Below are 13,066 nucleotides of genomic sequence, written 5' to 3'. Positions count from 1 at the left end.
ATGTGAAGGGAAATAATCCTATGAAAACCCTTCAGAAAGTTTGAGTCTAAAAATCGTCAATTTCGCCAGAGCTAAATTCAAAATACATAAAGTGGCGGCGGCAATGAGGGGGAATGCCAAACCATAGCTATTCACCAAGCTAGAAGCGAGTAAAGGCGCACCTAGGTGTCCAATGTTAGCAAAGGAAGTAATCAAACCATAATTAAAATGTAGATGATTGGATTTACTATTTTCAAACAGTTTGAGTTCTAAAACCCCTTGGGTAATCGCTAGAAAGAAACCATAAATCACCCTTGCCATAACGAATATAGGTAATGATTGGCTAAAACCTTGGAGGTATAAACTTCCAATTAATAGCATTATTCCCGTGGTATAAAGCATAGACAAACGGCTAGATGTGGCAAAACGGCGGATAAATGGCATAGATGCGATCGCCATTACACTAGGAATAAGAAATAGGAAACTACTGGTGATTAAATCAACACCAAAGGGCGTAGGCTCTGTCACATAGGCAGTAAAATAAGGTCTTACTAAATTATTCGCTAGTTGAAAAGTGAGAACCACCAAACCAATAGCGATAATAAATCCCCACGGGTTTTTCCCTGAATCAACATTTTTAGCAATATTTTTTTGCTGATTTAACTTGGGAATATTCTTAAGTAGCATAAAACATAAAGCGAATTGTAAAACATCACCCAAAGCCACCCCATAAAACAAGTGCAAAGGATGCTGTAAATTGAGAACCCAAGCCCCAACCACCGTCGATGACACAATCGCCCCATGAAAAACCGCCTGATAAACTCCCGTTAAAGTACTTCTCCTATGCTCCCCTCCCAATTCAATAATCAACGGATAAAGCAAAAAGTAACTACTCTTAAAAATAAGTAATAGAACCGTAATAAACGTAAATTGATAAACATTTTGTGTTAATGCCATCATTGCCGTCATTACCGCCGCACCTAATTGTCCAACAGATAAAAGTTTTCTCGCCTCAAACCGCTTCGCTAAAAACCCCCAAATGGGAGTAAAAAGCACCACTGTTAATCGACAAATAAAGATATAGTATCCCGCATAACTTAAATCCTGAACCCCGAAAACCTTACTAAAAAATAAAGGGTAAAAAGGAGACAGCAACACCTCCGAAAACAAAGACAAAAATACACAGAAAAACAAACCGATAATCATTTTTTGTGAAATAGTCTTCATCCAGCAACCCCAAACTCTTGGAAAACATTTTGAGAGGAAACAGGATAAATTTCTTCTCCCAACAGGGTATTAATAATCACAGAACTTCGGTGAGCGCCTAAGCCTAAATCTGGGGTGCCAATGCCATGGGTATGTAGTTCGCCATTTTGAACAAAAATAGAGTTAGGAATATCTTGGGTTAACTGCAAACGATAATCAAAATTAACATCATAGCGATGTTGAGAATCCCACTGAATTAATGAATTTAATCCGTCCATAAATGGGGGAATGGAATGCTGATAACCTGTTGCTAAAATAATACAATCAGTATCATGGCTCACATAAGCATCCTCTTGACAGTGACGATAACTTAATCGATAACCCATCTCGGTTTGTTCAACTTCTTTGACCTCCAACAAAGGACGAAGACGCACATTGAGGGCTTTTTGACCAATAGAACGCTCATACAATAGATTGTAAATATCAGCGATTAAACTAAAGCTAATTCCTTTGTAAAGAAGATTTTGCCTACTTCTGATCTGATCTCGTTTTTCTTGTGGTAAATGATAAAAATATTTGATGTAGTCAGGGGAAAAATGTTCTAGCCCTAACTTAGAATATTCCATGGGAAAGAAGCCCGATGAACGGGTATGCCATTCTAAATGATAGTGATACTTTTCTTGATCTTGCAAAAGCTGATAAAACACTTCGGCGGCACTCTGCCCAGAGCCAATGACGGTGACAGATTTTGCGGTTTGATATTGATTTTGTTTATGTAAAAATTCTGCGGAATGGAAAATATTTTCCTGAGATTGAAAGTTTTTAAAACAAGGGGGCATCGCAGGAGTTGTGCCAACCCCTAAGACTAAGTTTTTAGCTTTGTAACTGCTAGTTTCGGAGGTTAAGACATTTTTTGATTGAACTATAAAATATCCCTCTTCATGCCATGTAATGGACTCCACTTTTTCTGAAAAGCGACAACTTTTAAGCTGTTGTGAAACCCATTGACAATAATGATTGTATTCACGGCGATAAATTTTAAATTCTTCCAGAAAATAAAAATTATAAAGGCGAGAATGTTCTCGTAAATAATTCAAAAAGGTGAAACGACTACAAGGATCTGCCATAGTCACCAAATCCGCAAGAAATGGTACTTGAATGGTTGTTCCTTCCATCAGCAGTCCTTCATGCCATTGAAATTCTGTTTTTTGTTCCAGAAAAATGGTTTCTAGGTGGGAAATGGGTTCTATGAGGGCGGCTAAACTCAAATTAAATGGGCCAATACCAACCCCTAAAAGATCGTAAATTTTTTCGGTCATTGTTGATTGTTTGTCTAAATTTTTAGTGTGTACAAAACTTGCTTATTGAGAGGCTCTAAAATAATACCTTTAGCTCTTACTACGAGCTAATCAAAATTTGCTAATGTGAAAATATCTTGATTCCAGAGTTTTTCAAACTTGGTGCGATTTCCTAACACAAGGGCTAAAGTCCTTACCACGAGCTAATCAAAATTTGCTGGTGAGAAAATATTTTGATCCCAGAGTTTTTCAAATTTGGTGCGATCGCACTTCATCAATGCACCGGTTTTGTCGGGTAAATCAATTTCTTTTTGGAACTCAAAGCCACATTTTTTGAAGATATGGATCATTTTCTGATTTCTGGCATCGGGTTCAGTGATAATTTTTTGAGTTTCTGGGGTCTGAAATTGAAACATAGTCATGGCACGTAATAAAGGTAACGCCAAACCTTGCCCCAAAAATTGGGTATCCCCAATCAATAAATGAATGCCCTGATCAAATTTTTCTGCCGGATAGTAATTAGCAATAATATCATCCATCGCCCAGTAGGATTCCCAATAACTCATGGGAACGCCATTTAATGAACCGATGTACAATGTTTGGTGAGGATCTGCGATCGCCTTAGTGAGATGAGCGTGCATTTTTTCCAAGGAAAAGTTCAATTTCCAAAAAGGAATCACATGGGGGCAATTCATCCATTGATGAATCCGTTGTAAATCCTCCGTGAGAGTCACAGGGCGAAAAGAAATCTCTTTATCAATGGTGCGATCGTAAATAGTAAAATTTTCCTTCCTCGTTAAAATTGATTTAGACATAAGCACCTCCTAAAACGGGATTTTTCTTTTCTACTAAGGGATTGTGAATATCAACATAAACAGATTGAGTGGCCACAGAGCCAACCAATTCGTCCATATCATGGAAACGAGTTAACAAATTAGCTTTACTGCGCAGTGTAGTTTGTTTTAAATTCTCCAGTAATAATGAACCAGACAAATTCACATTTTCAAATTCTGTTAAATGTTTTCTTAGTTCCGCAAAAAGTAACGACTCATCAATCAATCCCGCCACACCAAAAGCATTAATTAAACCAAAAATATTATTAATGAAGAGATAGTACATTAATCGTTCATCAATCACCCCATCATCGCAGATTGTTTCGCTTTTCTCACTGATATTGGGCAAGATACTATTAAGCAAATATTGAAAAGAGCGACGGTAATAATAACCTTGATTGTCTCGATAAAAAAATCGATGGGGATAACCTTCTTTCAACTCTAAAAGACTATTTTGTTGGTGAGCTTCGAGGGCAATGCCATAGGTAAAATAAAGCCAAAGAATAGGTTTTAAGGAAATCTGCAAATACTCTTGAAACCACTTTAAGCTAATTACCTCCATGGAAACATTTTCTTTTTCGGCAAGGGTACGAATAATAGTTCCTAAACGGGAACTTTGACTTGTAACAGAATCTTGACAGAGGGCAATTAAACAGGTTGCATCGGTGGTGACGTTGGTAGGTTGAGCATTGCTATGGCTTTGATAATTTTCCGTGTGAAAAGGATTAGTTCTCAAAATCGTGGCGAATCCAGATTCTAAGCCATCAAGGGGGATGGTAATATAAGCGGGATCTCGAACAATATCAAAGTTAGGAAAATGTGCATACAAATCCTCTCCGATAGGACTAGAAAGGATGCGATTAACTTCTAAACCCCGCTCTAATTCCTTATACAGATTCCCTCGAATGGAGTTGGTAATTTTCACATTTAAGGAAAGTTTAAACATGAATTGTGATTGAGAATTATAAACAGTGCGAATGGAGGAAGTGGGTTGATAGGGTTTGCCCTGTTGTCCTATGTCTTCTAATAAGCCCTCGTTTAACAATTCCTGCACTTTGGGGGAATGTTTTAACCATTTTGCCTGCCATGGATGGACGGGAATCAGGGCATATTCATCTGGGTTACAATATTTATTTTTAAAAGATTCACTGATGGTTTGATCTGCCCGTAGTTCCTCTTTGATCAATTCTGTGGCTGTTTTTTCGAGGGTTGAACCTTCGAGGATGATGGATGAATGGGCGCGGAAGTAGTGTAAAGAAAATGCTCCTTGGGTTTCTGGGGAATAGATGGGTAATTCTTCCTCTAAAAATCCTTGGCGACTTTTGGGGGTGGGGTGAAAATGATGTCCAAAAATCAAAGATTGTTCGCTGTCAATAAAGTTTTGATGGAAGTCATATAAACTATCAATGTCTGGCTGACGATGGTTTAAAAACTGCTCGATGTTTTGGCAACTTTGGATTACCCGTAAAATTAATTCGTCACAGTTTTCTGAGCTATTACTATTTAGGCTTAATTCTTTGGAAATTAGTGCAGTTAAGGTTACGTAGTCTAGTTTTAACAGTTCACTGGTGTTTTGGGATTTGTAAAAAATGGGAAAGGTGAATAAGTGGCGATCGCACAATGACCAATAACGAACTCCTGCAAAAATATCTAAATTTTGACGAGGTAATGGACAACGAAGGACGACTTTCGCTTCGGTTAGTTCACTGATTTGCATTGCCAATGGCATATCGGGTGGTAATTTTTCATAGTCTCTGGTTTCTCGCAGATAACAATTAAGAAAACTTTGAATGGTAGCTTGTTCAGCAATTTTTTTTGAGTTCATGATTTATATCTGTTGTATGTAATGTTTGACCTAGGGATTTGATTTCGATCAGTAGTTTTTGGAGATCCTTCAAGGTTGTCAGAGGATTTAGGAGGGTAAATTTGAGATAGTTTCTGCCCTTGACTTGGGTTTGAGCAATAATCCCTTTGCCTTCGAGCATCAATTTTTTGGGGATTTGTTCATTGATGCGATCAATTTCGGTTGCTGTTCCTTGACTGGGTTGGTAGCGAAAGACAACGGCGTTGATGGTGGGTATATTCGCCAACTCCAATTCTGCATCTTCGGCAATAATAAGTGCGATCGCCCCTGCTAACTCAATGGTGCTATCAATCATTTCCCCAAAGGTTTCCACCCCCAAGGTTTTCAAAGATAGCCATAACTTTAAGGCATCAAACCGTCGGGTAGTTTGAATAGATTTAGTTACTAAATCGGGGATACCCTGAGCTTCATTGCTTTCTGGGTTGAGATAGTCAGCATGGAGCTTGATTAAGCCAAAATTAGCCTGATTTTTGAGCAAAAACGCACCGCAACTAATGGGTTGATAAAAGAGTTTATGAAAGTCAACGGTGATGGAGTCGGCAAGTTCAATGCCTTTGAGTTTATGACCATGATTTTGACTGAGTTTTAAGGCACCACCATAGGCGGCATCAACATGAAACCACAAACCATGATCTCGGGCAATTTTTGCCAATTCAGGTAAGGGATCGATACTACCAAAATCCGTAGTTCCCGCTGTGGCAACGATGGCAATGGGTCGTAAATTATCCTGTTGTAAAGTTCTTAGTTTTGCCGATAAAATCTCTGGTTTAAGCTGGAAATTTTCATCGGTTTCAATGGGAATAACCCCATTTTCCCCCAACCCCAGAATCGCCGCTCCCTGACGAATGGTAAAGTGAGCCACATCGGAACAAAAAATCCGAAATTGTTGGGCTTCTGGGGGTAATCCCTGCCGTTGAATGTGCCATTTTAAATGGGTTTTGGCATAGTTATCCCTCGCCAATAGTAATCCCATCAAATTGGATTGAGTACCACCACTGGTAAAAGTGCCGTCAGCAGAGTTGCTGTAACCAAACAAATCACAGAGCCATCGGGTTAATTGTTGCTCCAAAATAGTTGCACTGGGGCTTTGATCCCAAGAATCCATCGATTGATTTAAACTGCCGATGATCAGTTCAGCAGCGATCGCAGGAATCAGGGGAGGACAGTGGAGATGGGCAACACAGGCGGGGTGAGTCACCATGGCGCCATGGCGGATGATTTCGGCTAATTCAGGCTCAATTTGTGGATAATCTTGCTGAGTAAAGTTTTTTGGACAAAAATCCCGAAAACTCTCTTGCAATAAGGAAGGATTTAACCCAAAATAAGGTTTATCTTCTTGCAAAATATTATTAACTATTAGTTCTTGGGTAAGGGCGATCGCCTCTTGATAACTTTCAATACTTTCTGTTTGAGCCGTCAGAAAATATCGGTCAAAAGGACGTGCCTGACTCGATGATGACATAGAAAAAATGGATAAATGAATAATGGGATGAGGAGAGAGGGGGAGGTTAATTAAACACTTTTGCCCTCCCCCCTCGAGAGGGGGGATAAAGGGGGGTTTGCCCCTTGTCCTAGATAGGTTTACTTTTGCTCCTAGCTCCTTTGAAATCTATTAACTATTGGTCAATTACACTGCTGAAAATTTGATGTAAAAATCAGTTTACAGCCTCTACCGCTTGGGCAAATATTTCACTGATGGCATCAATTTGATCTGCCGTGATAATCAAAGGTGGGAGAAAACGAACTACAGTACCAAAACGTCCGCCCAACTCTAAAATTAAACCCCGTTCCAGACAAGCCTTTTGAATTTTTCTTGCTAGTTCTGGATATGCAGTCTTACCACCATGGGGATTAACAATCTCTACCCCCACCATCAATCCTCGTCCTCGCACATCACCAATACAAGGATGATTCCCTTGAATCTGTTGTAAATTCTGCATCAGGCGATCGCCCAAAACTTTTACAGAATCAACCAGTTGATTTTCCATGATATACTTAAGTGTGGCAGTACCCGCTGCCATAGCCAACTGATTACCTCGGAATGTACCAGCATGGGCGCCCGGTTTCCATAAATCGAGTTTCTCATCATACAGAACCACTGACAAAGGCAAAGAACCACCAATCGCCTTGGACAGTAACAACACATCCGGGGTAATCCCCGACCTTTCAAAGGCATATAAATTTCCCGTGCGTCCCCAGCCGGTTTGAATTTCATCCACAATTAAGGGAATATCCCGTTCGCTGGTAATTCGTCTCATCTCCTGCAACCAAGCATCTGGAGCAGGAATCACCCCCCCTTCACCTTGGACAACCTCCAAAATCATACCCGCAGGTGGCACAATTCCACTTTCTGGATCTTCCAATAAATACTCGATATAACGACTACTAATCTTATGTCCATTGTCACCACCCACCCCAAAGGGGCAACGATAATCATAGGGATAAGGAAGAAAATGAACATCCGCCATCAACCCCGGCACCGCAGACTTGGGAGCAATATTCCCCGTTAAACTTAAAGCTCCGTGACTCATGCCATGATAACCTCCGGAAAACGAGAGGACACTCCGTCGCCCTGTGGCTGTTTTCACCAATTTAAGAGCCGCTTCCACCGCATCAGCCCCCGTGGGACCACAAAATTGAATCTTTGCTCGTTTGGCAAAATTTTCTGGCAAACTGGCGAATAATTCTTCTACGAAACGATCCTTAATCGGTGTGGTCAAATCCAAAGTATGCAAGGGATAATTTCCTGTCAATGTTTGTTGCATTGCTTCGATGACTGCTGGATGATTATGCCCTAGGGCAAGAGTTCCAGCCCCTGCCAGACAGTCAAAATAGACATTTCCGTCCACATCCGTCACAAAAATCCCTTTTGCTTCGCGAATCGCCATGGGAATTCGCCTTGGATAACTACGGGCATTGGATTCTCGGAGTTGTTGACGATCGAGGTATGCCCGAGAATGATTCCCTGGCAGCGATCGCATTTGTACCGTTGTTGAATGAGGGGCTGATGACATCATTTGCCCTAAATCATTACAGAGTTGTTGCATCAGTTTTTTGTAATGAAGATTTTTATTGCGAATATCTACTAACAAGATATGGTTTCATATAATAGCTATAAATAGAAATAAATGTCAATAAATTTTGAAAATAAGGTTAAACTTCTTTTTTCTGATAACAGCTAATAAATTGATGGGTTACTAGCTCGGTGTCGTTGATTTTGATAAAATGGGATGTTGAATTAATTATTTATATTATCAGTGCGATCAACGTAGTCGCACCTTCGGTGACTGCGTCTAAGATAAAATTTCGCATAACGTATCGACAATTAATTCTCTTTCAATCCTTATTATTGTTAACGCATTCAGTATCTAAACATCAATGAAGCATACTATCTCAGTTTTGGTAGAAGATGAAGCAGGGGTTTTAACAAGAATTGCTGGTTTATTTGCCCGTAGGGGTTTTAATATTGAAAGTTTGGCAGTAGGACCTGCTGAACAATCTGGTATTTCAAGAATAACAATGGTTGTCCCCGGTGATGATGATACCATTGAGCAACTAACAAAACAATTACATAAATTAATTAATGTTATTAAAGTTACTGATATTACTAAAATTCCTTGTGTCGAAAGAGAGTTAATGTTAGTAAAAGTCAGTGCTAATAGCAGTAATCGTAGTGAAGTTTTACAAATTGTTCAGATTTTTAGAGCAAAGGTAGTAGATATTTCTGATGATAGTCTTATTTTAGAGGTAGTGGGTGATCCGGGTAAAATGGTGGCAATTATTTCTATGTTAAGTAAATTTGGTATTAAAGAAATAGCCCGAACAGGAAAAGTTGCCCTTGTCAGAGAGTCTGGAGTGAATACCGAATATCTCAAGTCTTTACAAGTAAAAGTTTAATCAACCTCACTTCGGTTTAAGTATATTGGATAAGGGTAGGTATCGGGTTTCAGGTTGCAGGTGTTGGGGATAGGGGGATGAGGGGATGAGGGGATGAGGGGAGAGGGAGAAACAAGTAATAAATAATAAATAAGTAATAAGTAAGTAATAAGTATTCGTGGTTTTTCATTCTTAATTCTTAATTTTTAATTATCAACTATTCACTATTCACTATTTACCTTTGCCCATTGCCCTTTTCTTAATTCTTAATTTTTTATACCTTGATAGGCAATAGTTAAAAATTGATCAGAAGTTAGAAAACCGTCACCCCATTCTTGATCTAAATCTGCAAGGGGTTTTTCTGAGATAATGTCATCTAAAGTCATGTTTTGAGCTATTCTCTCTTTTACTCTTTCATTAACTGTTTTTAACATCTCTTGAAATTTAATTAAAGAAGCGCGATCGCCTCTTTCTCCATGACCCGGTATAATAATAGTTTGCTCATTAGACAACGCCAAAATTTGGTCAATAGCAGAAATCATACCATCAATAGATCCTCCAGCCTCTGTGTCAATAAAAGGATAGAAGCCATTAAAAAATAAATCTCCTGTATGAATAATATTTTCTTTGGCAAAATGAATCACAATATCGCTATTTGTATGAGCAGGTGGGACAGCAAAAGCCTTGATATGATTACCGTTAACGTGAAAATTACTCACATCATTAAAAGTAATTTTTGGTAGTGCCGAAGCAGGAGATGCTTTTACATCCATTCCTAAGACAGGATAAGAGTGGTCTTTTTGCATCTGTTTAAAAGTGTTATCGTGGGCGATAATAACCGCTCCGTCATTAGCAAAGTTTTCATTACCTCCGACGTGGTCAAAATGATAATGAGTATTGATTAAATAATTAACGGGTCTTCTATTGATGAGCTTAATTTCATCTTTGATTTTATCTGATAGATAAGCAAATTGACTGTCAATCATTAAAACTCCATCATCTCCAACGGAAAGTCCAATATTACCGCCTTCTCCTGTTAGCATATAGATATTATCTTTTAGGGGAATGATTCTAACATTGATTGCCTCTGAATTTTGGCTAACTATTTGTCCATTATCTACTAATGGTTTTTCATGAGCGACAGTAGCTTTATTAATAATAAAAATACTAATAATACTCACAAAAAAAATTAAACCCAGAAAACGAGATATTTTTTTCAACATAAAATTCCTCAACTACAAATTCTTTTATATATTACTTTAACCTGAGTTTTGGATAAGCTGAAAGCATCCCAACTCGTAGTCAGAAAACCTTATAGCTTCTTCTTAGAAATAACGATAAAATTGCCTTAATCCGAACTGACTTAAACAAGGGGCTTAAGCCCCTTGCTAAAAACCCCTACCACCTGCAACCTGCAACCTGACACCTAACCTTATCGGATATTCTTAAACCGAACTGAGGTGAAGTTGCAAAATACCCATGGGGGGTTACAGCATTGTAGAAAAATAAATATTCTTTCATTATTAAGGTTGTTTGGTAAAAATATGTGAAAACCCTAATAATTGTGAAAAATTGGTTTAATTTTAGTTTTGTTAGCTTCATCGCTATTTTATTTCTATCTTCTTGCGGTAATAACTCTTCTAATACTACTGTGAGCGAAAATGAAGATTATGCAGGGGAGACTTTAACTCTTGTGGCCAATGGAGAAGATTTTATTCGTCAGGGCTTTACAAGTAAAGATGGTTGGCGTATCGATTTTAATCATGCTTACGTTACTCTTGATGAAGTCATTGCATATCAAACTGACCCTCCTTTTAATGCTGAAAGTGACGAGATGATTAACGCTTCTGAGTCTATTATTTTAGTTGATGAGGCGATAACTATTGATTTGGCTCAAGGAGATGAAAATGCTTCTCCCATCATAGTAGCAGAAGCGATCGCACCCACGGGAGTATATAATGCTATTTCGTGGAAATTAATCAATGATGCCCAAAGCAATTCTAGTATTGTTCTTGATGGTATAGCAGTAAAAGATGGTGAAACTATTAATTTTGTTCTTAACTTACCCATACCCCTAGAATATCAATGTGGGGAATTTGTGGGAGATGAAAGAAAGGGGGTTTTAGAAGCGGGGAAAGATGCCCAATTAGAAACAACTTTCCATTTTGACCATATTTTTGGAGATGGCGAGGCAACCCCAGAAGATGAGATTAATGTAGGTGCGATCGGATTTCAACCCCTAGCACAACTTTCCAATAATGGAGAATTAAATATTGATTTAGCAACCATGAAAGCCCAACTATCCCCAGAAGATTATGAAAAACTAGAAAAAAATCTTCAATCTTTGGGTCATGTGGGAGAGGGGCATTGTCGCTTAGTTAGTTAACCTGAGTTTTGGATAAGCTGAAAGCATCCCAACTCGTAGTCAGAAAACCTTATAGCTTCTTCTTAGAAATAACGATAAAATTGCCTTAACCCGAACTAACTTAAACAAGGGGCTTAAGCCCCTTGCTAAAAACCCCTAACGCCTGCAACCTGCAACCTGACACCTAACCTTGTTGGATATTCTTAAACCGAACTGAGGTTAGTTAGAGTCTTAGAGAGTATTTGAAAAGTTATCAAATATTCTTTTACTCCTCTCCTTTGGGAGAGGGATTGGGGGTGAGGATAATAAATTGTGAAACCCACTCTGAAATAGTTTCATCCTTATAATAAAGGGAATTTAAAGGACTTAAAACTCCCCAATATCCTAAGACCATAGCTGATAGTTATGATCACAAAACAAGGTCTAGTGAAACTTATCGTCCTAAAATTTGAATACGAACAGGGGCAACACCACTACTTTTCAAGCCAATTACCCTAGCCGCTCCAGCCGATAAATCGACAATACGACCACGAGTAAAAGGACCTCTATCATTAATACGCACTACCACTGAGCGACCATTATTAAGATTAGTCACCTTAACTCTTGTACCGAAAGGTAAAGAGCGATGAGCCGCAGTTAACGCATTTTGATTAAATCTTTCCCCACTAGCAGTTTTTCGTCCATGAAAACCCGGTCCATACCAAGACGCAATCCCCTGTGCCGCCTTGCGTAAATTTTTGACCCCCGCAAATGTTGCTTTCTGAGTTTGTTTTTTCGCAACAACTTTAGGTTGCCCTTTAACTTCCTTTAAAGGAGTTGCATTACCCATTAAACGACGCAAACGATTAGTAGCCTGTAAAGCATCATGGGCTAAATCTTCAGTGCTATCTGGTAAGATAACGTATTCGTTAATTCTCACTAACTCGTTATTAGCAAAAGTGATTACATAGTCCTCAGTTTTGGCATTCCAAGCAACGTTAATTTCTGATGCTTGAGCAGAGTTAGAAGATAATTGTTCTAGTTTTTTTGCAAAATTGGTGGCGTTATTGATTGCTTTACCATCAGGAGTATCAAGAAATGTTAGTAGGGGAATATTGTTATAGTGAAGCGTCACAGCATCTTGATCATCCCACTGATGTTGATAGAGTTTGGTAACGAGAAATTCTTTAACTGGGGCGGTAGAGGTTTTCGCTAGGACATTATGAATCGGAGAAGTGACTTCGCCATCTTGTGCTTGATAGCCATTAGCTCGAACAGTTGGAGCGATTAAAACCCCACTGATACTTAATCCGATGATAGTTGATAAGGCTGTTTTTACAGCTCTTTGACAATTTTTGTTATCCATAATGTTTCTTTAGTGAACAATGAAAGCCTTTAATATTGAGCTTTTCTGTTAGTTTGCTCCTTGTGAATGACACTTTATTTATGTGAGTGAACTTAAATTAAGTTAACATAAGGATTTTTACTTATGGTTAATTATTTCTTATTTAAAGTATATTGTAATATTTAATATAATTATATAGGTAGATAAAATAAATTTTAATATGTACCATAGTTAGTTTATTTAATTTTAAAAAAGCTCTCAATGTTTTAAATAACTAATCAATTAAACGGCTAAATACAAGTAAAAAAAATAGGATCTGTA

The 13,066-nt window shown here is 38.3% G+C and carries 10 protein-coding genes; 2 read left to right on the top strand and 8 right to left on the bottom strand.

All coding sequences use genetic code 11. The annotated features are described in order from the left end of the window. Positions 1-18 precede the first annotated feature (18 nt). From CYAN10605_RS06480 to CYAN10605_RS06455, 6 genes are all read right to left on the bottom strand, one after another. Positions 19-1,206: an MFS transporter gene (locus tag CYAN10605_RS06480; RefSeq protein ID WP_015219139.1), complete on the bottom strand. Its 1,188-nt coding sequence runs from the start codon at positions 1,204-1,206 to the stop codon at positions 19-21. Further along, complete coding sequence (locus CYAN10605_RS06475; RefSeq protein ID WP_015219138.1) at positions 1,203-2,504, bottom strand: lysine N(6)-hydroxylase/L-ornithine N(5)-oxygenase family protein; 1,302 nt, start codon at positions 2,502-2,504, stop codon at positions 1,203-1,205. Before CYAN10605_RS06475 ends, CYAN10605_RS06480 begins: the two co-directional genes overlap by 4 nt. Positions 2,505-2,686: 182 nt before the next feature. Beyond that, entirely contained in the window at positions 2,687-3,298 is a 612-nt protein-coding gene (locus CYAN10605_RS06470; RefSeq protein WP_015219137.1) for a GNAT family N-acetyltransferase, read from the bottom strand. After that, positions 3,291-5,141 carry an IucA/IucC family protein gene (locus CYAN10605_RS06465; protein WP_015219136.1) on the bottom strand — a complete coding sequence of 617 codons (1,851 nt, stop codon included), beginning with the start codon at positions 5,139-5,141 and terminating at the stop codon, positions 3,291-3,293. The genes CYAN10605_RS06470 and CYAN10605_RS06465 overlap by 8 nt, the downstream gene beginning before the upstream one ends. Next, positions 5,119-6,642, bottom strand: coding sequence for a pyridoxal phosphate-dependent decarboxylase family protein (locus CYAN10605_RS06460; protein WP_015219135.1), 1,524 nt, complete (start codon positions 6,640-6,642; stop codon positions 5,119-5,121). Before CYAN10605_RS06460 ends, CYAN10605_RS06465 begins: the two co-directional genes overlap by 23 nt. 193 nt (positions 6,643-6,835) lie before the next feature. Beyond that, positions 6,836-8,272: an aspartate aminotransferase family protein gene (locus CYAN10605_RS06455; protein WP_041922437.1), complete on the bottom strand. Its 1,437-nt coding sequence runs from the start codon at positions 8,270-8,272 to the stop codon at positions 6,836-6,838. A 286-nt stretch (positions 8,273-8,558) separates the two neighbouring features. On the opposite strand from CYAN10605_RS06455, the gene ilvN reads away from it, so the two are divergent. Beyond that, the gene (gene ilvN, locus CYAN10605_RS06450) at positions 8,559-9,077 is read left to right on the top strand and encodes an acetolactate synthase small subunit (protein WP_015219133.1); all 519 of its coding nucleotides are present in this window, start codon (positions 8,559-8,561) and stop codon (positions 9,075-9,077) included. Between the two features lie 245 nt (positions 9,078-9,322). Here ilvN and CYAN10605_RS06445 read toward each other — a convergent pair whose 3' ends face one another. Continuing rightward, positions 9,323-10,279: an MBL fold metallo-hydrolase gene (locus tag CYAN10605_RS06445; RefSeq protein WP_015219132.1), complete on the bottom strand. Its 957-nt coding sequence runs from the start codon at positions 10,277-10,279 to the stop codon at positions 9,323-9,325. A 341-nt stretch (positions 10,280-10,620) separates the two neighbouring features. On the opposite strand from CYAN10605_RS06445, the gene CYAN10605_RS06440 reads away from it, so the two are divergent. Then, positions 10,621-11,442, top strand: a complete 822-nt coding sequence (locus tag CYAN10605_RS06440) for a DUF4382 domain-containing protein (RefSeq protein ID WP_150108934.1) — start codon at positions 10,621-10,623, stop codon at positions 11,440-11,442. A 412-nt stretch (positions 11,443-11,854) separates the two neighbouring features. Here CYAN10605_RS06440 and CYAN10605_RS06435 read toward each other — a convergent pair whose 3' ends face one another. Further along, positions 11,855-12,766 (bottom strand): septal ring lytic transglycosylase RlpA family protein, encoded by a 912-nt coding sequence (locus CYAN10605_RS06435; RefSeq protein ID WP_015219129.1) that lies wholly within the window; start codon positions 12,764-12,766, stop codon positions 11,855-11,857. Between the last annotated feature and the right edge of the window lie 300 nt (positions 12,767-13,066).

This window comes from Cyanobacterium aponinum PCC 10605, assembly GCF_000317675.1.
Classification (GTDB): domain Bacteria; phylum Cyanobacteriota; class Cyanobacteriia; order Cyanobacteriales; family Cyanobacteriaceae; genus PCC-10605.
Note: the sequence above shows the minus strand (reverse complement) of the source record. Positions and strands in the feature narration are given on the sequence as shown.

Bases quoted from the DNA above. Each gene is read 5' to 3' on its own strand.
- CYAN10605_RS06470 (WP_015219137.1), bottom strand. From the start codon at position 3,298: ATGTCTAAATCAATTTTAACGAGGAAGGAAAATTTTACTATTTACGAT.
- CYAN10605_RS06480 (WP_015219139.1), bottom strand. From the start codon at position 1,206: ATGAAGACTATTTCACAAAAAATGATTATCGGTTTGTTTTTCTGTGTA.
- CYAN10605_RS06465 (WP_015219136.1), bottom strand. From the start codon at position 5,141: ATGAACTCAAAAAAAATTGCTGAACAAGCTACCATTCAAAGTTTTCTT.
- CYAN10605_RS06475 (WP_015219138.1), bottom strand. From the start codon at position 2,504: ATGACCGAAAAAATTTACGATCTTTTAGGGGTTGGTATTGGCCCATTT.
- CYAN10605_RS06445 (WP_015219132.1), bottom strand. From the start codon at position 10,279: ATGTTGAAAAAAATATCTCGTTTTCTGGGTTTAATTTTTTTTGTGAGT.
- CYAN10605_RS06460 (WP_015219135.1), bottom strand. From the start codon at position 6,642: ATGTCATCATCGAGTCAGGCACGTCCTTTTGACCGATATTTTCTGACG.
- CYAN10605_RS06435 (WP_015219129.1), bottom strand. From the start codon at position 12,766: ATGGATAACAAAAATTGTCAAAGAGCTGTAAAAACAGCCTTATCAACT.
- ilvN (WP_015219133.1), top strand. From the start codon at position 8,559: ATGAAGCATACTATCTCAGTTTTGGTAGAAGATGAAGCAGGGGTTTTA.